Genomic DNA, 20,783 nt, shown 5'->3' with positions numbered 1-20,783 from the left:
ATCTACACCACCATCAACTGATGATTCGCCAGCAAGGTGGCGAGGTCGGTGTGCACGCCCGTCAGCGTGACCACGTTAGTTGTCGCAAAAGTGCCGCCCGTGCCGTCGCGGTCGATCTGCACGATGGTGTCGCTGCCGCTCTGGGTGACTTTGACAAAGTCACCGATGTTTCCGGCCTGCGCATCCAGCGTCGCCACGCCGTTGACATAGCTGGCTTTGCCGTTTCCGGTGTAGCCGCTGCCCTGCAACAACTCGCGGATATCAATGCGATCGGTGTCGGCAGTGCCTTCCCAGGTGCCTACCGTAAAGCCATTCACCACATCCGAACCGTTGCCGCCAGTGGCGTCGCTGGCGTTGAGCAGTTTATAGAGCAAGGTGTCATGGCCGCCGTTGCCGATGTTGAGCGTGTCGTTGCCGCCGCGCCCTTCAAGTTGGTTATCGCCGCTGCTGCCGGTCAGAGTGTCGTTAAAATTCGAGCCGGAAATGCCTTCGATATTGGTAAATGTCGAGGTGTTAAAACCGGTGGCCTGCGCGGCAGTGCTGCTTAAGTTAGCCGTCACGCCCACCGTCGAAAGCCGGAAATCAACCACGTCCATCCCGCCGTTCGCCAGCCACGTTCCGGTGCCGGAGCTGTACACCCAGCCGCCGGAACCGTCGTAAGTGTCGGTGCCTGCGGTGGCGAAGAAGGTGTCGTTATAGCCGGTGCCGACGAACTTGCCGTTGTTGCTCGCGGTACCCGCTTCAGCGCTGAGATCGTAAGCGTGAGTGGCATCGGTGGCCTGTAAACCGCCCCAGCTGGTGTTGACCGTCTGGTCGATATTGCTGGCGGTGGTGCCGGTGGATTTGATCAGCACCGCGTTGTAGGTTTCTCCGGCATTCAGCCCGTAGAAGTTGACCAGCGCCGAGGTGTCGTTAACCCCCATACCCGACTGCGGGTTGATGATTTGCGTGGCGACCAGCACTCCCGCCGAGTTGTACAGCTTCACGGTATTGCCGTAATAGACGTTAATGCCGTTGGGATCGGTGATGCGCAGGTGTAGCGAAGTGCCGTAGCTCACCGTGTTGGTGTTGCGGATCAGGAACACGCTGCCCGACTGTTTGGTCACCAGCACATCCACCGCGCCGTCCCAGTCGTAGTCCATTGCCGCCACGCCGCTGGTGGTACCGCTCTGGCTGCCGCCGAGGGCTGATTGTGTCCAGTTGCTGGCACCACCAACGTTGGTGTAAAGATACGATTGTCCGGTCTGGGCGATACGGGCGATATCCATCAGACCGTCATGGTTCCAGTCCACTGCCAGGCTAAACTGGCTGGCGTAGGTGGTTGCCGTTGCGCCCACCGCCACCGGGCTACCCAGTACGCCGTTGGTGTTGAATAACAGCGAGCCGTAGTTAGCTCTTCCCTGGCTGGCGGGCAGGAAGAGATCCATATCGCCGTCACCATCGAAATCGGCCCAGGTCATGGAAACGCTGCTGCTCATAGCGCCACTGCCCGCCCCGCTCAGGAAGGTATTGGTGGTGTTCTGCCCCCAGACAAACGTCCCATTCCCCTGGTTGATGAGCGAAGATAGCGTGTAATAGTTGTTCAGGTTGTAGGTGTGCTGAACCAGGTCGATCCTGCCGTCATTGTTCAGATCGACGCCAGAACCTTCGTTGAGCGAAAGATACCCCGTCACCGCCCCGCCCACCGTGGCGCTACCGCCGCTGTTCGACGTGGTGGAGTTACCTACCAGCGTACCTGCGTTGTTCCACAGGAAGGTGTTGGAGTCCGGCCCGCCCGCGTCGCCAATCCAGAAGTCGAGATAGCCGTCGCCCTCTTTATCAAATGCCACAATCGAGCCGTACCACGTCAGGGTGCCGACGGTGACCTGAATAGCGCTGGAAAAGGTGCCGTCGCCGTTATTGGTAAAGCCGTTGATATAGCCTGTACCGTAGTCATCACGGGTGATAAACAGATCGCCCGTGCCGTTACGGTCGTAATCGGCGATGGAGCTGGTGGCGTAGTTGTTGCCGCTCTGATACAGCGTCAGCGCGGTCTTCGACCAGGTGAGTGGGTCAGTCGATTGCATTACCTGCTGGTTTGCCAGCACCGTCCACATCCCGTGCGAGTCGAGGCCGTAGGTCAACCCCCAGGCGGTGGTTTTGCTGGCGGTGGTCCAGGTCGGTGTGTAATCAATCGCCGCGTTAACCGTCACCGTGCCGTTGCTAATATTGGCGTTATTGCCGTTACCCGCCGAACTTTTTACCTGCGCAGTAACGGTATAGGCGGTCGCGGAAACTGTCAGCGCATCGGTATCCGGCAACTGTACATACCAGGTGTTGTGCGCCGGATCGACCACTACCGCGCCGCCCGGTTCAGAGGTGTAGGTTTTGCCGTTGATCACCACTTCAACATACTGCCCACTGGCAAGCGCGGCGGTGATCACCCCGCTGATAATCGGCGTAGTATCGCGCGTGGTCTGGCTGGTGATTTGCGCCAGCGTGGTCGGAATAGAGGTATCGACCGTCAGGACAAAATCACTGGAGGAGGTGATATTCCCCGCCAGATCCACCACTCGCGCGCTGTAGGTATAGGCACCGCTCACCAGCCCGCTGTCGCTGTAGGTCCAGTTCAGAGCGCCGACCATCGTCACCGCACCTAACAGCAGCCCGTTACGGTAGAGGTAAACCACTTCACCGCTGGCAAGCGGCGCGGAGAGTACACCGTTCAGCAGCGGCGTAGTGTCGTCGGTGGCCTGCGAACTGCTTAATGTCCCCTGCCGCTGCCCGACATCATCGGTATACGACACAATGGTTGGCGTGGCGGTAGGGTTAATCGTATCGACCACCACCGTTTTCGATACCACCGGGCCGGTGTTCCCCGCCAGATCCAGCACCCGCACCTGATAAACGTAGCTGCCGTCGGTCAGCGTGCGGCTGTCGGTGTAAGTCCACTGTGTACCGTTGGTGGTGAGCGTGATCCAGGTCGCGCCGCTATCAAGGCTAATCTGTGCCACTTCGCCGCTGGCAAGCCCCGCCCCCAGCGAACCGGTCAGCGTGAGCGTGGTATCACTGGTGATAAAGTCGGTTGCCGAACTCCCCGTGTCGGTGCTAATGCTGGCGATGGTGAGCACCTGCGCCGGGTTAACGGTGTCAATCTGCGCCGACTGGCTGCCGGTTGCGCCAACGTTGCCCGCCAGATCGACCACCCGCACCTGCCAGGTGGTGGTGCCGTTGGTGAGGGTTCGTCCGTCAACGTAACTCCAGTTCAGACCGTCTGCTGCTAGCGTCACGTTCACCCAGGTTGCGCCGTTGTCGGTACTGATTTGTGCGAACTCATTAGCGCCGAGCGCCGCGCCCAACACGCCGCGCACGGTAAGCGTGGTGTCGCTGGTAATAAAATCGCTGCTGCTGGCTCCGGTGTCATCGCTGATACCGGTAATGGTGATACTTTTCGCCGCTTCCGGGCTGGTGGTGTCGACCACCACGTTTTGCGTTGCGGTCTGCCCAACGTTCCCCGCCAGATCCACCACCCGCACCGTGTAGTTCCAGGTGCCGTCAGTAAGCGTGCGACCATCGGCATAGCTCCAGCTGGTGCCAACGACGGTTAACGTAGTCCAGGTGACACCGCCGTCGAGACTGATTTGCGCCCGTTCATCGGCGGCAAGCGCCGCGCCGAGCGTGCCGCGCACGGTCAGCGTGGTGTCGCGAGTAACAAAATCGCTGCTGCTTAACCCGGTGTCATCGCTGATGCCCGCAATGGCGATGGTTTTGCTCGCCAGCGGCGCGGTGGTATCCACGGTGACTATCTGGCTTGCGGTGGCGCCGATATTTCCGGCGGTGTCGATCACCCGTACCTGATAGTTGTAGTTGCCATCCGTCAGCGTACGCCCGTCAAGCCAGGTCCAGGTCAAACCGCTTACCGAAAGATTCTGCCAGGTGGTGCCGCCGTCGATACTGATTTGCGCGAACTCACCGGCAGAAAGCGCCGCGCCCAGCGTGCCGCTCACCGCAAGCGTCGTGTCGCTGGTGACAAAATCGTTAGTGATCAATCCGGTATCGGTGGTGATCGCGCTGATGGCGATGGTTTTCACCGCGGGATCTGGCGCGGTAGTGTCGATCACCACATTCTGGCTGTCGGTCGCGCCAACGTTGCCCGCTGCGTCAATCACCCGCACCTGATAGAGATAGTTGCCATCGGTCAGCGTGCGGCTGTCGTTATAGTGCCAGGTCGTGCCGGTAACGGTGAGCGTGATCCAGGTTACGCCGCCGTCGATACTGATTTGCGCCGTCTCGTTACTGGCAAGCGCGGCGGTGAGCGAGCCGTTGACCACCACCGGACTGACGCTGGTGATAAAGTCGCTGGCGCTAAGGCCAGTGTCGGCTTGCAGGGAATCGATATTAATACCCATCGCCGGGGCGCTGAGATCGACGGTAATGGTGTGATTGCTGCTGCCGGTGTTGCCGATAGCGTTGCTCACCGAGGCGTTAATCACGTAGGCGTTGCCGTCCGCCAGCGCGGTGACATCGGCGCTGCCGAGGGTGTAGCTCCAGCTACCGCCCGTCTGCACCGTGGTGGTGTAGGTTTTGCCGTTTAAGGTCAGGGTCAGCGTCTGCCCGACTGGGGCGGTGGTGGTGCCGCTGATAACCAGCGACGAGCCGTGTTCCGCTGCATTCACCACATCATCGCCCGCAAAGGTGTTGATGGTGACGGTGGGCACGTCGCCGTTCAGCGTCACGCCACGGCTGGCGCTGCCGGGGTTTCCGGCCTGATCGCTAACCGTCGCGCTAATGGTGTAGCTGCCGTCGCTTAATCCGGCAAACTGCTGCGCCGGAATAAACACCGACCAGCTTCCGCCGCTGCCGACCGTTGCGCTCCAGGTTTGCCCGTTAAAGGTAACGGTCACCGTCTGGCCCACTTCGGCGGTGGTGGTACCGCTAATGGTCTGCCCGGCAAGCTGCTCGGCGTTGTTGATAATATCGTCACCCGCCACCGTGGCGATGGTGACCGTTGGCGCAACGGTATCGACGGTCAGGGCGTGCGTGGCCTGTCCGGGGTTACCGGCGCGATCGTTCACGCTGGCGGTAATGGTCTGCGCGCCCTGCCCGAGCGCGGCCAGATCCGCTGCAGGCACGTTCAGCGCCCAGGTACCATTGGCGGCAACCGTAGCGGTATAGGTTTTGCCGCCAAAGGTCACGGTGACCGTCTGCCCCACTTCCGCGCTGGTCGAGCCGTTAAGGGTTAACGGCTGCTGCTGTTCGGCAGCGTTGAGTCGGTCGTCCGTCGAAACGGTGTTAATACTGATAACCGGCGCGGTGAGATCCACGGCCACGCTGCGCGAGGCCGTGGCGCTGTTTCCGGCACTGTCCTGAGCGGAGGCGCTAACCGTGTAGCTGGTGCCATCACTGAGCGCCGCAACATCCGCCGCAGGCACGTTCACGCTCCAGCTCCCGTTGCTCTGAATGGTGGCGCTGTAGCCTTTGCCGTTAAGCAACACGGTCACCACTGTACCTGTCGCGAAATTAGTGCCAGTGCCGCTCAGGGTCAGCGCACTGCCCGCTTCGGCGGCGTTAATAATATTATCGCCGCTGATGGTGCTGACCGAAAGCGACACTGCCGCCGTGTTCACCTGCACGTTGTGCGTCTGCGTGCTGCTGTTGCCTGCGCTATCGGTAATGGTGGCGCTGATGGTCACCGTGCCATCCGCAAGGCCGGAAATCACGCTGGCAGGCACGCCGACGCTCCAGTTGCCGCTGGCATCGGTGCTGGTGACATACTGCTGCCCGGCGATGGTCACCACCAGGCGGTCGCCCGCCACCGCGCCCGTGGCGGTGCCGCTGATAATCTGCGCCTGAATGTGTTCGACGTTGTTAATCACATCATCGCCCGCCACGGTGTTAAAACTGATCACCGGCGCAGTGGTATCGACGGTCACGCCTTTGCTGGCGCTGCCAGGGTTACCCGCCAGATCGCTGACCGTGGCGGTCAGGGTGTAGCCGTTATTAGCAAGTGCGGTTAAGTCGCTGGCGGGCAGCGTTAAACTCCAGCTGCCGTCTGCCTGCACCGTGGTCTGGTAGTTAGTGCCGTTAAGCGTGACGGTGAGCGTCTGCCCGGTTTGCGCCGTGCTGGTGCCGGACACCGTTACGCCCGCCGCCGCTTCGCTGGCGTTGATGATGTTATCGCTGGCAATGGTGTTGATGGTGACCGTTGGCGCGGCGCTATCGACGCTGTATTCGTGCGTTGCCGTGGCGCTGTTGCCGTTGACGTTAGTCACCCGCACCTGGGCGCTGGCATCGCCGTCACGCAGCGCCGCCAAATCCGCAGCCGGAACGGTGGTGCTCCAGCTACCGTTAGCCGCCACCGTGGTGGTGTAGTTTTTGCCGCCAAAGGTGACGGTGACGGTTTGCCCCGCTTCGACGCCAGACGTGCTGCCGGAGAGCGTTAGCGCCGCGCCTTTTTCGGCGACGTTAATCACATCATCGCTGGTGATGCTGTTCATGCTGACGGCGACGGTCGTGAGATCAACAGTCAGCGGATGGGTAATGCTGGTTTGCGTTCCGGCACTGTTCGCCCCGCTAACGGTAATATTCAGCGTTCCCGCAGGCCAGTTACTGACATCCGTCGCCGGTACGCCGACGCTCCAGGTACCATTCGCCAACACCGTGGCGGCGTAAGTTTGGTTATTAATCACCACGGTCAGCGCCGTGCCTGCGGCAAAGCCGGAGCTGCTGCCGGTGATCACCTGCGCCTGAGCGTGTTCGATGATATTGACCACATCATCACCCGCGACGGTATCCACCCGCAGGCCAGGCAGACTGGCATCGATGGTGATATCGCGCGTGCCGCTACCGGTGTTGCCAACGGCGTTGGTCACCGAGGCATTAACCGTTAACTCACCGTTACCCAGCGCCTGCCAGTCGGCGGCAGGTACGCTCACATTCCAGCTTAAATCAGCCTGGACGGTGGCGGTGTAAGTTTTACCGCCCAGTTCAACGGTGACGGTGCTGCCCGCCGCCGCCCCGGTTACCTGGCCGCTGATAGTTTGCGCGCTGCCTGCCTCTGAAGCGTTGATAATATCGTCCGTCGCCACCGGATTAATGGTGATGCCCGGCAGCGCGGTATTAACCTGCACGTTATGGCTGGCGGTGCTGCTGTTACCCTGAGCATTGGTGACGCTCGCCGTCACGCTGTAGGTCGCTTCGCCCAGCGCACTGACCGCCGAGGCGGGCACGGTTACGCTCCAGTTGCCGGAGGCGTCGGTAGTGGCGCTGTAGTTTTGTCCGTTCAGCGTGACGGTGATCGCCGTACCCGCAGGCTGATCGCTGGTGCCGGAAAGCGCCAGATCGGATCCTTTTTCCGTCGCGTTGATCACATCATCGCCCGCGATGGTGTTGATGCTAATCACTGGCGCGCTGAGGCTGACGGTCACGGTGCGGCTGGCGTCGTCGCTGTTGCCCGCCCGATCGCTGACGCTGGCGGTGATGGTCTGTGCACCACTACCCAGCGCCGTAACATCCGCCGCCGGTACGCCAACGCTCCAGTTGCCGGAGGCATCCAGGGTGGTGGTGTAGGTTTTGCCGTTGAGCACGACGCTCACCACATCGCCCGCTTCCCCGCCCGTGCTGGTGCCGGAAATCACCAGCGCCTGGGCGTGTTCGGCGTCGTTGATGATGTCATCGCCCGCCACGGTGTTAATGGTGAGAACCGGCGCGGTGGTATCTACCGCCAGATTGTGGCTGGCGCTGCCGGGGTTGCCCGCTTTGTCGTTGACCGTGGCGCTGACGGTGTAATTGCTTGCGGTCAGCGCGCCTAAGGCTGAAGTGGGAACGCTGACGCTCCAGCTACCGTCTGCCTGCACATTACCGCTGTAGGTTGCGCCGTTAAGGGTGACGGTGACCGTCTGCCCGGTTTCGGCGGTGCTGGTGCCGCTGATAGTGAGCGGGCTTCCGGCCTCTGTGGCGTTAAGAATATCGTCGCTGGCGATAGTATTAATGGTGAGCGTCGGCGCGCTGGCGTCAACGTTATACGCATGGGTCGCCGAGGCACTGTTACCGCTCGCGCTGCTGACGCTGGCCTGCACGTTCGCCGCGCCGTCTGGCAGAGTTGCCAGATCTGCCGCCGGAACGTTCACGCTCCAGCTTCCGTTGGCGGCGACGCTTGCGGTGTAGGTTTTGCCGCCAAAGGTGACGGTAACGGTTTGCCCGCTTTCAATCCCGCTGGTGCTGCCAGAAAGGGTCAGGTCGGTGCCTTTTTCGGCGGCGTTAATCACGTCGTCGCTGGCAACGGTGTTGATGCTGATTGCCACCGCCGTTAAATCGACGGTGAACGGATGGCTGACGCTGACCGGATTTCCGGCGCTGCTCTGTCCTGCCACGTCAACGGCTAACGGCCCCGCAGGCCATGCGCTGACGTTTGCCGCTGGAATGCCAACGCTCCAGCTTCCGTCCGCCTGTACCGTGGCGGAATACGCCACACTGTTGATGGTAACCGTCAGCACAGCACCTGCATTCAGGCCACTACTGCCGCCGGTGATCACCAGCGCCTGTCCGTGTTCAATGCTGTTGACGATATCATCGCCCGCCACGGTATCCACCCGCAGCCCTGGCAGGTTGGCATCAATGGTGATATCCCGCGTGCCGCTGCCCGTATTGCCATTAGCGTTGGTGACCGAGGCGGTAATGGTCAAATCACCATTGCCCAACGCCTGTAAATCGTCTGTCGGAACGGTGACGCTCCAGCTTAAATCGGGCTGAACCTCCGCTGTGTAAGTGTTCCCGCCCAGCGTCACGGTGACCGTATCGCCAGCGGCGGCGCGAGTCACCACCCCGCTGATGGTTTGATCGGCCCCCGCTTCGGCGGCGTTGATAATATCGTCGCCTGCCACGGTGTTGATGGTGACGCCCGGCAGGCCGCTGTCGACCAGTAAATTCGCCTGGCTGCTGGCGGTGTTGCCCGCCGCACTGGTGGCGCTGGCGCTGACCGTATAGTTGGCCTGACCTAATGCCGCCAGATCGCTCACCGGCACGGTTAAGGTCCAGTTGCCCGACGCGTCGGTGGTGGCGCTGTAGTTGTGACCGTTGAGCGTGACGGTTACCTGCGCGCCCGTCGCCAGCCCCGTACTGCCGCCGCTGATGGTCAACGGCTGGCCTTTTTCATCGGCGTTCAGGACGTTATCGCCGCTGATAGCGTTAAAGGTAATGGTCGGCAGCCCGGTATTGACCATCACCTGATGGGTGGTGCTGCCGCTGTTTCCTCCGGCATCAGTGACGCTGGCGTTAATGGTCACCGTGCCGTTTGCCAGCGCCGAGACGACGCTTGCCGGGACGCCGACGCTCCAGTTGCCGCTGGCATCCAGCACCGTGGTGAAAGTATTTGTGCCGATAGTCACCGTCACGGTGCTACCGGTTGCCGCACCGGTGGCGGAGCCGCTGATGATCTGTGCCTGGGCGTGTTCCGTCGCGTTGATCACATCATCGCCTGCCACCGTGTTGATGGTGACGACCGGAACAGAAGTATCCACCGTCAGGTTGTGATTAACTGAGGCCGGGTTTCCGGCTTTGTCGTTCACCGCCGCGCTAACGGTGTAGTTGCTGGCGGTCAGGGCGCTTAAGTCGGCTGGCGGTACGCTGACGCTCCAGCTGCCGTCCGTCTGTACGGTGCCGGTATAGTTTGTGCCATTGAGGGTGACGGTCACCGTCTGCCCCGCTTCCGCCGTGCTGCTACCAGTGATGGTCAGCGCCGCTCCGGCTTCGGCGGCGTTAAGAATGTCGTCGCCCGCAATGGTGTTAATGGTCACCGTTGGCGCGCTGGCATCGACGCTGTATGCGTGAGTAGTGGTGGCGCTGTTGCCGTTAACATTGCTGACGCTGGCCTGTGCGCTGGCATCGCCATCACGCAGGGCCGCCATATCTGCCGCCGGAACCGTGGTACTCCAGGAACCGTTAGCCGCCACCGTGGCGCTGTAAGTTTTGCCGCCAAAGGTGACGGTAACCGTTTGTCCGGCTTCGACGCCAGAGGTGCTGCCGGAGAGCGTTAACGCCGCGCCTTTTTCAGCGGCGTTAATCACATCATCGACGGTAATGGTGTTGATGCTCACCGCCACCGCCGTGAGATCGACAGTCACCGGATGCGTAACGCTGACCGGGTTTCCGGCGGTGGTGTTGCCGCTGGCTGTAATCGTGACCGTCCCCGCAGGCCAGGCGCTGACATCTGCCGCCGGAACACCGACGCTCCATGAGCCATCCGCCAGCACTGCCGCAACATAGGTTTGCCCGTTTATGGTCAGCGTGACGTTGCTGCCCGCTGCCAGATCGGAGCTGCTGCCGGTAATCACCAGCGCCTGCCCGTGCTCGATAATGTTGACCACGTCATCGCCCGCGACGGTATCCACCCGCAGGCCAGGCAGACTGGCATCGATGGTGATATCGCGCGTGCCGCTGCCGGTGTTGCCAACGGCGTTGGTGACCGAGGCGTTAACGGTTAACTCACCGTTACCCAGCGCCTGTAGCGCGGAGGCCGGAACATCGACGCTCCAGCTTAAATTCGCCTGCACCGTAGCGGTGTAAGTCGCTCCGCCGAGCGTGACGGTCACCGTGTCGCCTGCCGCCGCACCCGTCACCTGCCCGCTGATGGTCTGGTCCACGCCCGCTTCGGCGGCGTTAATAATATCGTCCGTTGCCACCACGTTAATGGTGACGCCCGGCAGCGCGGTATTAACCTGTACGTTATGGCAGGCGGAACCGCTGTTGCCATCGGCGTCAGTGGCGGAGGCGGTCACGGTATAAGTCGCTTCACCAAGCGTACCAACCGCAGACGCCGGAACGGTCACGCTCCAGTTCCCGGAAGCATCGGCTGTGGTGGTGTAATTTTGCCCGTTGAGCGTAACGGTAATCTGCGTGCCCGCAGGCTGGTTGCTGCTACCGGTAATCGCCAGATCCGCGCCTTTCTCCGTGGCGTTGATGATGTCATCGACGGCGATGGTGTTAATGCCGAGTACCGGCGCACCGAGCGCCACGCTGACAGTGTGCGAGGCCGTGCCACTGTTGCCTGCGGAGTCGGTAACCGTGGCGGTAATGGTTACATCGCCCTGCGCCAGTGCGGAAATCACGCTGGCAGGCACGCCGATGCTCCAGTTGCCGTTGGCGTCCAGCACGGTGGTATAGGTGGTCGTGCCAATCGTCACGGAAACCGTATTACCGGTAGTCGCGCCCGTTGCCGAGCCGCTGATAATCTGCGCCTGTCCGTGTTCCGTGGCGTTAATGATGTCATCGCCCGCTACCGTGTTGATGGTAACGACCGGCGCAACGAGATCCACCGTCAGGTTATGCGTCGCCGAGGCCGGATTTCCGGCTTTGTCGCTGACCGAGGCGTTAACGGTATACGAGCTGGCGGTAAGGCTAGCTAAATCGCCGGTTGGTACGCTGACGCTCCAGCTCCCGTCTGCCTGCACATTGCCGCTGTAATTAACGCCGTTTAGCGTCACGGTTACCGTCTGCCCGGCTTCCGCCGTGCTGGTGCCGCTGATGATCAGCGCAGATCCCGCTTCGGCGGCGTTAAGAATATCGTCGCTGGCGATGGTGTTGATGGTGACGGAGGGCGCAGTGGCATCGACGCTGTAAGCATGCGTTGCCTGGGCGCTGTTCCCTGCGACGTTGCTGACGCTGGCCTGAACGTTTGCTGCGCCGTCCGGCAAGGTTGCGAGATCGGCGGCGGGGATCGTCAGCTCCCAGCTATTATCTGTGGCAACCGTGGTGGTGTAGCTTTTACCACCGAAGATAACGGTGATGGTTTGCCCCGCTTCCACGCCGGAGGTGGTGCCGGAGAGCTGCAAATCAGAGCCTTTCTCGGCGGCGTTAATCACATCGTCAGTGGAAAGGGTGTTGATGGTGATCGCCACGGCTGCGAGATCGACGGTCACCGGATGGGTAATACTGGTTGTCGTTCCGGCGGTGTTGGTGCCAGAGACGGCAATATTGACCGTCCCCGCAGGCCAGTTTGTGACATCTGCCGCCGGAACACCAACGCTCCAGCTACCATCCGCTAAAACCGTTGCGCCGTAGGTGACGCTATTGATAACCACCGTCAACGCCGCGCCCGCCGCCAGTCCGCTACTGCTACCGGTGATCACCAACGCCTGAGTGTGCTCGATGCTGTTAATCACATCATCGCCTGCCACGGTATCGACGCGCAGACCTGGCAGGTTGGCGTCTATTACGATGTCGTGCGTTGCGGTGCCGGTATTATTCGCGGAATTGGTCACCGAGGCGCTGATGGTCAACTCACCGTTGCCCAGCGCCTGCAACACGTTCGCAGGTACGCTGACGCTCCAGCTTAAATCTGGCTGTACGGTGGCGGTGTATTGGTTGCCGCCAATGATGACCGTCACCGTGTTCCCCGCAGCCGCCGTTCCCGTGACCTGCCCGCTGATGGTCTGCGCCACAGCGATTTCAGCCGCGTTGATAATGTCATCGCCCGCCACGGTATTAATGATCACCCCAGGCAGGAGCGATTCAACATTCACCGTATGGGTGGTGATGCCGCTGTTGCCCGCGCTGTCGGTAGCGCTGGCGCTAATCTGATACACCGCCTCGCCCAGTGCGCCGACCGCCGAAGCGGGCACGGTAACGCTCCAGTTGCCGGAACCGTCGGTGGTGGCGCTGTACGCCAGGCCGTTCAACATCACGGTGACCGTGGTGCCGGTCGCCAGGCCGCTGGAGCCGCCGCTGATGATTAGATCCTGGGTTTTCTCCGCATTATTAATAATGTCATCACCGGAGACGATACTGATGGTCAGCGTCGGGCCGCTGAGATCAACGGTCACATTATGGGTAGTGCTGTCGCTGTTGCCCGCGCGATCGCTCAGGCTGGCAGTGATCGTCTGGCTTCCGGTTGCCAGCGCCGTGACATCCGCAGCCGGAATACCCACACTCCAGTTACCGGAGGCGTCCAGCGTGGTGGTGTAGTTTTTACCGTTCAGCGTAACGGTCACTACATCGCCGGGTTCCGCGCCCGTACTGATGCCGCTGACGACCAGTGCCTGCCCGTGTTCGATGGCGTTGATGATGTCATCGCCCGAAACGGTGTTTATGGTGAGATCCGGCGCGGTAACGTCCACCGCCAGCGCGTGGTCGGCGCTTTCCGGGTTACCCGCTTTGTCGCTCACCGAGGCGGTCACGGTGTAACTGCTGGCGGTTAATCCGCTTAAATCCGCTGCCGGAACATTCACGCTCCAGGTGCCATCCGCCTGAACGGTGGTCTGGTACGTGTTGTTATTGAGCGTGACGGTGAGCGTCTGCCCGGCCTGCGCCGTGGTGGTACCGCTGATGGTGATCCCCGCGCCAGCTTCGCTCACGTTAAGGATATCGTCGCTGGCGATGGTGTTGATGGTCACAAGTGGCGCGGTGGCATCGACGCTGTACGTACGATCCGCCTGGGCGTTATTGCCGTTGATGTTGCTGACGCTCGCCTGCACGTTGCCCGCGCCGTCCGGCAGCGCAGCGAGATCGGCAGGCGGTACATTCACCGTCCAGCTGCCGTTGGCTTCCACGGTGGTGGTGTAATTTTTGCCGCCAAAGATGACGGTCACCGTCTGCCCGGCTTCCACACCGCTGGTGCTGCCGCTCACAACCAGTGTTTCGCCTTTTTCGACGGCGTTGATCACATCATCACCAGAGAGAGTGTTAATGGTGATGGCGACTGCCGACAGATCGACGGTAACCGGATGGGTAATGGTGGAGGTTGTTCCGGCGCTGTTGGTGCCGCTTACCGTGATATCCACCGTACCCGCAGGCCAGTTGCTGACGTCTGCCGCCGGAACACCGAGGTTCCATGTGCCGTCGGCTAACACCGTCGCGCCATAAGTAACGTTGTTAATCTCGACCGTTAACGCCGTTCCCGCCGTCAGCCCGGTGCTGCTACCGGTGATCACCAGCGCCTGATTGTGCTCAATGCTGTTAATCACATCATCGCCCGCCACGGTATCGACCCGTAAGCCAGGCAGATTGGCGTCGATCGTGATATCGCGCGAGCCGCTGCCGGTGTTGCCGACGACGTTAGTGACCGAGGCATTAATTGTCAGGTCGCCGTTGCCCAGCGCCTGAATATCCGCCGCTGGCACGCTAACGCTCCAGCTTAAATTAGCCTGTACGGTAGCGGTGTAGGTGTTGCCGCCCAGCGTAACGGTAACCGTGTCGCCCGCCGCGGCACCCGTCACCTGCCCGCTGATGGTTTGCGCATTGCCCGCTTCGGCAGCGTTAATAATATCGTCGGTCGCCACCGCGTTAATGGTGACGGCAGGCAAGGCGCTGTTGACCAGCACGTTATGACTGGCGGAATTGCTGTTACCTGCGCTGTCGGTGACGTTCGCGGTTACCGTGTAGTTAGTTTCACCCAGCGTGCTAACCGCTGACGCTGGCACCGTGGCGCTCCAGTTGCCGGAAGAATCAGTTGTAGCAGTGTAATTTTGCCCGTTCAGCGTCACCGTAATGGTGGTGCCCACCGGCTGATTACTGGTGCCGGTAATTTGCAGATCCGCGCCTTTTTCCGTGGCGTTAATCACGTCATCGGTGGCGATGGTGTTGATGCCAATGGTTGGCGCGGTGAGATTTACGGTGACCGTGCGGCTAGCATCATCGCTATTACCCGCGATATCCGTAATCGTGGCCGTGATGGTTTGCGGGCCGCTGCCAAGTGCGGTGACATCTGACAGCGGAACGCCGACGCTCCAGTTGCCGGAAGCGTCCAGCGTGGTGGTGTAGGTTTTACTGTTTAGCGTGACGGTGATGACATCGCCCGCTTCCCCGCCAGTGCTGGAACCGGAGATCACCAGCGCCTGTCCGTGTTCGGTAGCGTTAATAATGTCATCGCCGGAGACGGTGTTAATAGTCAGCACCGGTACGGTGAGATCCACCGCCAGCCCGTGGTTAGCGGACGCCGGGTTACCCGCTTTATCGCTTACCGAGGCGCTAACGGTGTACTGGCTGGCGGTCAGATTGCTGAGATCCGCCGTTGGTACGCTGACACTCCAGCTGCCGTCCGCCTGAACGGTACCGGTGTAAGTCACACCATTAAGGGTGACAGTCACCGTCTGCCCCGCTTCGGCGGTGCTGCTGCCGCTGATGGTTAGCGGATTGCCCGCCTCGGCGGCGTTCAGAATATCGTCGGTGGCGATGGTGTTAATGGCAAGCGTCGGGGCCGTGGCATCGACGCTGTAGGCGTGGGTCGCCGAAGCCGTGTTGCCGTTAATAGTGCTGACGCTCGCCTGTACCGTGGCGTCGCCGTCGCGTAATGCGGCGAGATCGGCGGCAGGTACGCTGGTTGTCCAACTGCCATCGCCTGCTACGGTGGCGGTGTAGGTTTTCCCGCCAAAGGTAACGGTGACCGTTTGCCCCACTTCCACGCCGGAGGTGCTGCCGGAAAGGGTTAAATCTGCACTTTTTTCAGCGGCATTAATCACATCGTCGCCGGAAACGGTGTTAATGGAGATCGCCACAGCTGCCAGATCGACGGTGACTGGATGGGTGATGGTGACCGGGTTTCCTGCGCTAGTAGCACCTGAAACCGTGATATTCACCGTACCCGCAGGCCAGTTGCCTACATTTGCCGCCGGAACGCCAAGGCTCCATGTGCCATCGGCTAATACTGTCGCGCCATAGGTGACGTTATTGATCACCACCGTCAGCGCAGCGCCCGCCGCCAGCCCGCTGCTGCTACCAGTTATCACCAGTGCCTGACCGTGTTCGATGCTGTTAACCACATCATCGCCCGCCACGGTATCGACGCGCAGACCTGGCAGGTTGGCGTCTATCACGATCTCGCGCGAACCGCTGCCGGTATTGCCAACGCCGTTGGTTACCGAGGCGTTAACCGTCAGATCGCCATTACCGATGGCCTGAATATCCGCCGCCGGAACGTCCACGCTCCAGTTTAGATTCCCCTGCACGGTAGCGGTGTAGGTTTTCCCGCCAAGCGTTACGGTAACCGTATCGCCCGCCGCCGCGCCCGTGACCTGGCCGCTGATGGTCTGCGCTACGCCCGATTCGGCAGCGTTAATAATATCGTCGCTCGCCACCGGATTAATAGTTACGCCAGGCAGCGCGGTATTAACCTGCACATTATGGCTGGCGGAATTGCTGTTGCCTGCGCTGTCGGTGACGTTCGCCGTCACCGTGTAGCTGGCTTCGCCCAGCGCACCTACGGCGGAAGCTGGCACTGTGGTGCTCCAGTTGCCGGAAGCATCTGTGGTGGCAGTGTAATTTTGCCCGTTCAGCGTCAGCGTAATTGTGGTGCCTGCTGGCTGATTGCTGGTGCCGGAAATTTGCAGATCCGCGCCTTTTTCGGTGGCGTTAATCACGTCATCGGTGGCGATGGTGTTAATGCCAATGGTCGGCGCGGTAAGGTTAACGGTGACCGTGTGCGTCTCACTATCGCTGTTACCGGCGGCATCGGTAACGGTCGCAGTCACGGTTTGCGGGCCGCTACCCAGCGCGGTGACATCCGCCGCCGGAACGCCGACGCTCCAGTTGCCGGAGGCATCCAGGGTTGTTGTATAGGTTTTACTGTTTAGCGTGACGGTGACGACATCCCCCGCTTCTCCGCCGGTGCTGGAACCGGAAATCACCAGCGCCTGCCCGTGTTCGGTGGCGTTTATAATGTCATCGCCCGCAATGGTGTTGATGGTGAGTACCGGAACGGTGAGATCCACCGCCAGATTATGCGTGGTGCTCGCCGGGTTGCCCGCTTTGTCATTGACTGTGGCGGTCAGGGTGTGGCTGCCATCGGTCAATGCCTCAAGATCTGCCGCCGGAATATTGATGCTCCAGCTGCCGTCCGCCTGCACCGTTGCCTGATAGGTCTGCACGGTCGGGCTATTGAGCGTTACCGTAACAATCTGCCCCGCTTCAGCGGTGGTGCTGCCGCTCACCGTCACACCCGCATCGGCTTCGCTGGCGTTGACGATATTGTCGCTGGCGACGGTATTGATAATGATGGTTGGCGCGCTGCTGTCGACGCTGTAGTTGTGCACCGCCGAGGCGCTATTGCCGTTGATATTGCTGACGCTGGCCTGTGCGGAGGCGCTGCCCTCGGGTAATGACGCCAGATCGGCGGCGGGTACGGTGGCAGTCCAGCTACCATCGCTCGCTACGCTGGCAGTGTAATTTTTCCCGCCAAAGGTGACGGTGACGGTTTGACCGGGTTCTACGTTAGTGGTGGTGCCGGAAAGGGTTAGATCAGCGCCTTTTTCTGCGGCGTTAATCACATCGTCCGTGGCGATGGTGTTGATGGTGATCGCTGCCGGAGTGAGATCCACCGTCACCGGATGCGTAATGCTCACCGAGTTTCCGGCGCTACTTTCCCCGGATACAGCAATATTAACCGTCCCCGCAGGCCAGGTGCTAACCTGCGCCGCAGTGACGCCCACGCTCCAGCTACCATCGGCCTGCACCGCGGTGGTGTATTCCACATTATTAATCGTGACGGTAAGCGGCGTGCCTTCTGCCAGCCCCGAACTGCTGCCGGTGACAACCAGCGCCTGCCCGTGTTCGATGATATTGACCACATCATCGCCCGCCACCGTATCGACCCGCAGGCCGGGCAGATTGGCGTCGATGGTGATATCCCGCGTGCCGCTGCCGGTGTTGCCGTTTTGATTGGTGACTGAGGCACTCACCGTTAAATCGCCATTGCCCAGCGCCTGAATATCTGCCGCCAGAACGCTCACGCTCCAGCTTAAATTGGCCTGAACGGTGGTGGTGTAGGTATTGCCGCCCAGCGTCACGGTTACCGTGTCGCCAACGGCGGCTCCAGTCACCTGCCCGCTGATGGTTTGCGCCACGCCCGCTTCGGCGGCGTTAATAATATCGTCGGTTGCCACCGGGTTAATGGTCACGCCGGGGAGCGCACTGTCGACCAGCACGTTATGGCTGGCAGTGGCGCTGTTGCCGATACTGCTGGTTACCGCCGCCGTTACCGTGTAGTTGGCCTGGCCTAATGCTGTCACCGCCGATGCCGGAACGGTGACGCTCCAGTTGCCGGAGGCATCGGTCGTCGCCGCATAGTTTTGCCCGTTGAGCGTCACGGTGATGGCGGTACCCACTGGCTGATCGCTGGTGCCGGTAATCTGGAGATCGGCCCCTTTTTCGCTGGCGTTAATCACATCATCGCCCGCAATGCTGTTAATGCCGATAAGGGGCGCTGCGGTATTGACCGTGACAGTCAGTGACTGGCTGCCCGTGTTTCCGGCTTTGTCGGTTACCGAGACGCTGACAGGATAACTGCCGTCCGCCAGCCCACTGACCACCGAGGCCGGAACGCCCAGACTCCAGTTGCCGGAACCATCCACCACCGTGGTGTAATCCACATTATTCAGCGTCACGGTGACGATATCGCCCGCCTGAGCGCCAGTAACCGTACCGCTGATGATTTGCGCCTGGGTATGTTCCGGCGTGTTGATGACGTTATCGGTCGCCACCGGATTAATTGTTACCACCGGCGGCGTGGCATCCACCAGAGCCACGCGCGAAACGCTGCTCGGATTACCGGCGACATCGTTCACGCTGGCGGTGACCGTAGCGTTGCCGTCAGCCAGTGCGCCCATGTTGGCGGCGGGCACAGTCACGCTCCAGGTGCCGTCTGACTGCACGACGCCCTGATACGTCTGCCCGTTCAGCGTCACCGTCACCGTCTGCCCTGGCTGGGCGTCGGTGGTGCCGGTGATGGGCAGATCCTGCCCGCTTTCGGCGGCGTTAATGATGTTATCAGCGGTCAGTGGATCAATGCTTAAGGCCGGGGCCTGGCTGTCGACGGTAATGGTGCGGGAGGTGTTGCCGGTATTGCCGCTGAGATCCGTCACAGAAGCGGTAATCGCCACCGCGCCGTCAGGCAGATTTCCCATCGCGGCGGCAGGTACCGTCAGACTCCAGGAGCCATCGGCCTGCACGGTAGTGGTAAAACTCTGTCCAGCCAGGGTTACTGTGACGGTTTGTCCTGTCTCAGCCTGTTGAGTGCTACCGGTAAGGGTCAGTGGCGCACCTTTTTCTGCGCCACTGATAATGTCATCGCCGGAGACGGTGTTAATGGTGATCAACGGAGAAACACCGACCAGCGTGATTGCTCGAGACGCCGCGCCAGTATTTCCTGCAGCATCTGTCACGGTGACGAAAATCGTATTGGCTCCGCGATCCAGCGTGCGGGTTACCGCCGGGTCCAGCGCCACATTCCAGCTGCCATCTGCCAGCACGATGCCCGTCAGGACATGAGTGCCCAATTTCACCGTTACCGTATCGCCAGGAGAAGCACCGCTAACTTGTCCGGAGATGATCTGCGCGACGGCCTGCTCGGCATTATTAAGAATATCGTCGCCCGCCACGGTATTAACACTGACCACGGGTGCTGAGGTGTCTACCGTGAAATTGGCGCTGTGGCTGGTGGTGTTCCCTGCCCGATCGCTGACACTGGCATTGACAGCGTAATTACCCTCTGCCAGTGCCTGGACCTCCGTGGCAGGCAGCGTCACTTGCCAGGTTCCGTCGCTACCGACGGTTGCTGTATGGCTTTTCCCGTTGACGGTCAGTGTTACGGTTTGCCCCGCTTCTGCATTCGACGTGCCGCTCAGTACCAGCGCGACGTTATGTTCCGCAGCACTGATGATGTTGTCCTGGGCGATGGTGTTGATGGCAAGCGTTGGCGGTTGGGTATCGACCGTTAGCAGCTGCGCGCCGGTGACCGTATTGCCTGTGGTGTCTTTCCCACTGACCAGTACCGCCTGATTCCCTTCGCCTAACGCCTGTGCATCGGCGGTCGGCACCTGCACGCTCCAGGCACCGTTAGCCCCTACAGTTGTGGTGTAGGTTTTGCCGTTAAGTGTGACGGTGAGTTCTGTTCCCTGCGCCAGATGGCTACTGGTGCCAGAAAGCGTAAACCCGGCGGCCTGTTCGCTGGCGTTAATAATGTTATCGCCTGCGGTGGTGGCAACCTGCACGCTGGCCTGACTATTGTCGATGGTTAACGTTATCGAACCGGCGTCAGTGATGGTACTGCCGACAATTTGCACCACTGACCAGGTATGTTCACCTGCACTTTGCGTGGGTAACGAGACACTCCAGTGACCGTTGTTGTCTACCTGAGTACTGGCAATAGTATTGCCGTTACTGTCTTTAATCTGAATAGTCGCCCCCGCCTGCCCGCTGCCGCTAAAGGTTGGCGTGGTGTCATCGGTGATGTCATTGGTGGCGAGAATGCCGCGCTGATCGCCCTGATTATCGGTAACTAAAAATGATGGTGTGGCGTTGCCAGGCTCAGCAGGTGGCGTAGGGTTATTAATCACTTCTGTTTTCGAGTCGCCATCGCCACCGCTTGCCAGCAGTGCACCAAGCGCGCCACCACCTACCGCCGCCCCCGCCAGCCAACCCCACGGGAAGGCGCTGGTCTGAGCAACGGTATCAAGAAACGGCGCAATGCTTTCAATCGCAGTGGTCTGGGCAGTCAGTTCTACGGGGGCTAATCCACCCGCAGCAGTATCGGCGAAGGTGACATGGGTTAGCTGTTGCCCATCGGCAAACACCAGTTCCGATTGTTCAGCTGTATTCGCCGCTTGCAGGAAATAACCGTTGCAGCGGATCACCGTGCCGTCCTGCATATAGATCAGCAGGTCATTTCCTTCACGGACGTAACGCGCAACGGCAGAGGCCTGAGCATGAACCTGCACCACGGAAGGCTCATAAATAACAACCGTGACGTCGCCAGGATTAATCAGCGTTTGTTTGACGGATGTTTTACGCGAAATAACATCAATAATCAGGCTCATAAT

At 60.6% G+C, this 20,783-nt stretch carries 1 protein-coding gene; it reads right to left on the bottom strand.

The window, feature by feature from the left end; translation table 11 throughout:
• Nucleotides 1–2 precede the first annotated feature (2 nt).
• Nucleotides 3–20,780, bottom strand: coding sequence for a BapA-related adhesin SiiEA (gene siiEA / locus HUZ68_RS05930; protein WP_239594067.1), 20,778 nt, complete (start codon nt 20,778–20,780; stop codon nt 3–5).
• Nucleotides 20,781–20,783 lie beyond the last annotated feature (3 nt).

It is taken from the genome of Shigella dysenteriae, assembly GCF_022354085.1.
Classification (GTDB): Bacteria; Pseudomonadota; Gammaproteobacteria; order Enterobacterales; family Enterobacteriaceae; genus Escherichia; species Escherichia coli.
Note: the sequence above shows the minus strand (reverse complement) of the source record. Positions and strands in the feature narration are given on the sequence as shown.

What these genes read in the sequence shown, in the direction of transcription:
- siiEA (WP_239594067.1), bottom strand. Translation starts at nt 20,780, where the DNA reads ATGAGCCTGATTATTGATGTTATTTCGCGTAAAACATCCGTCAAACAA.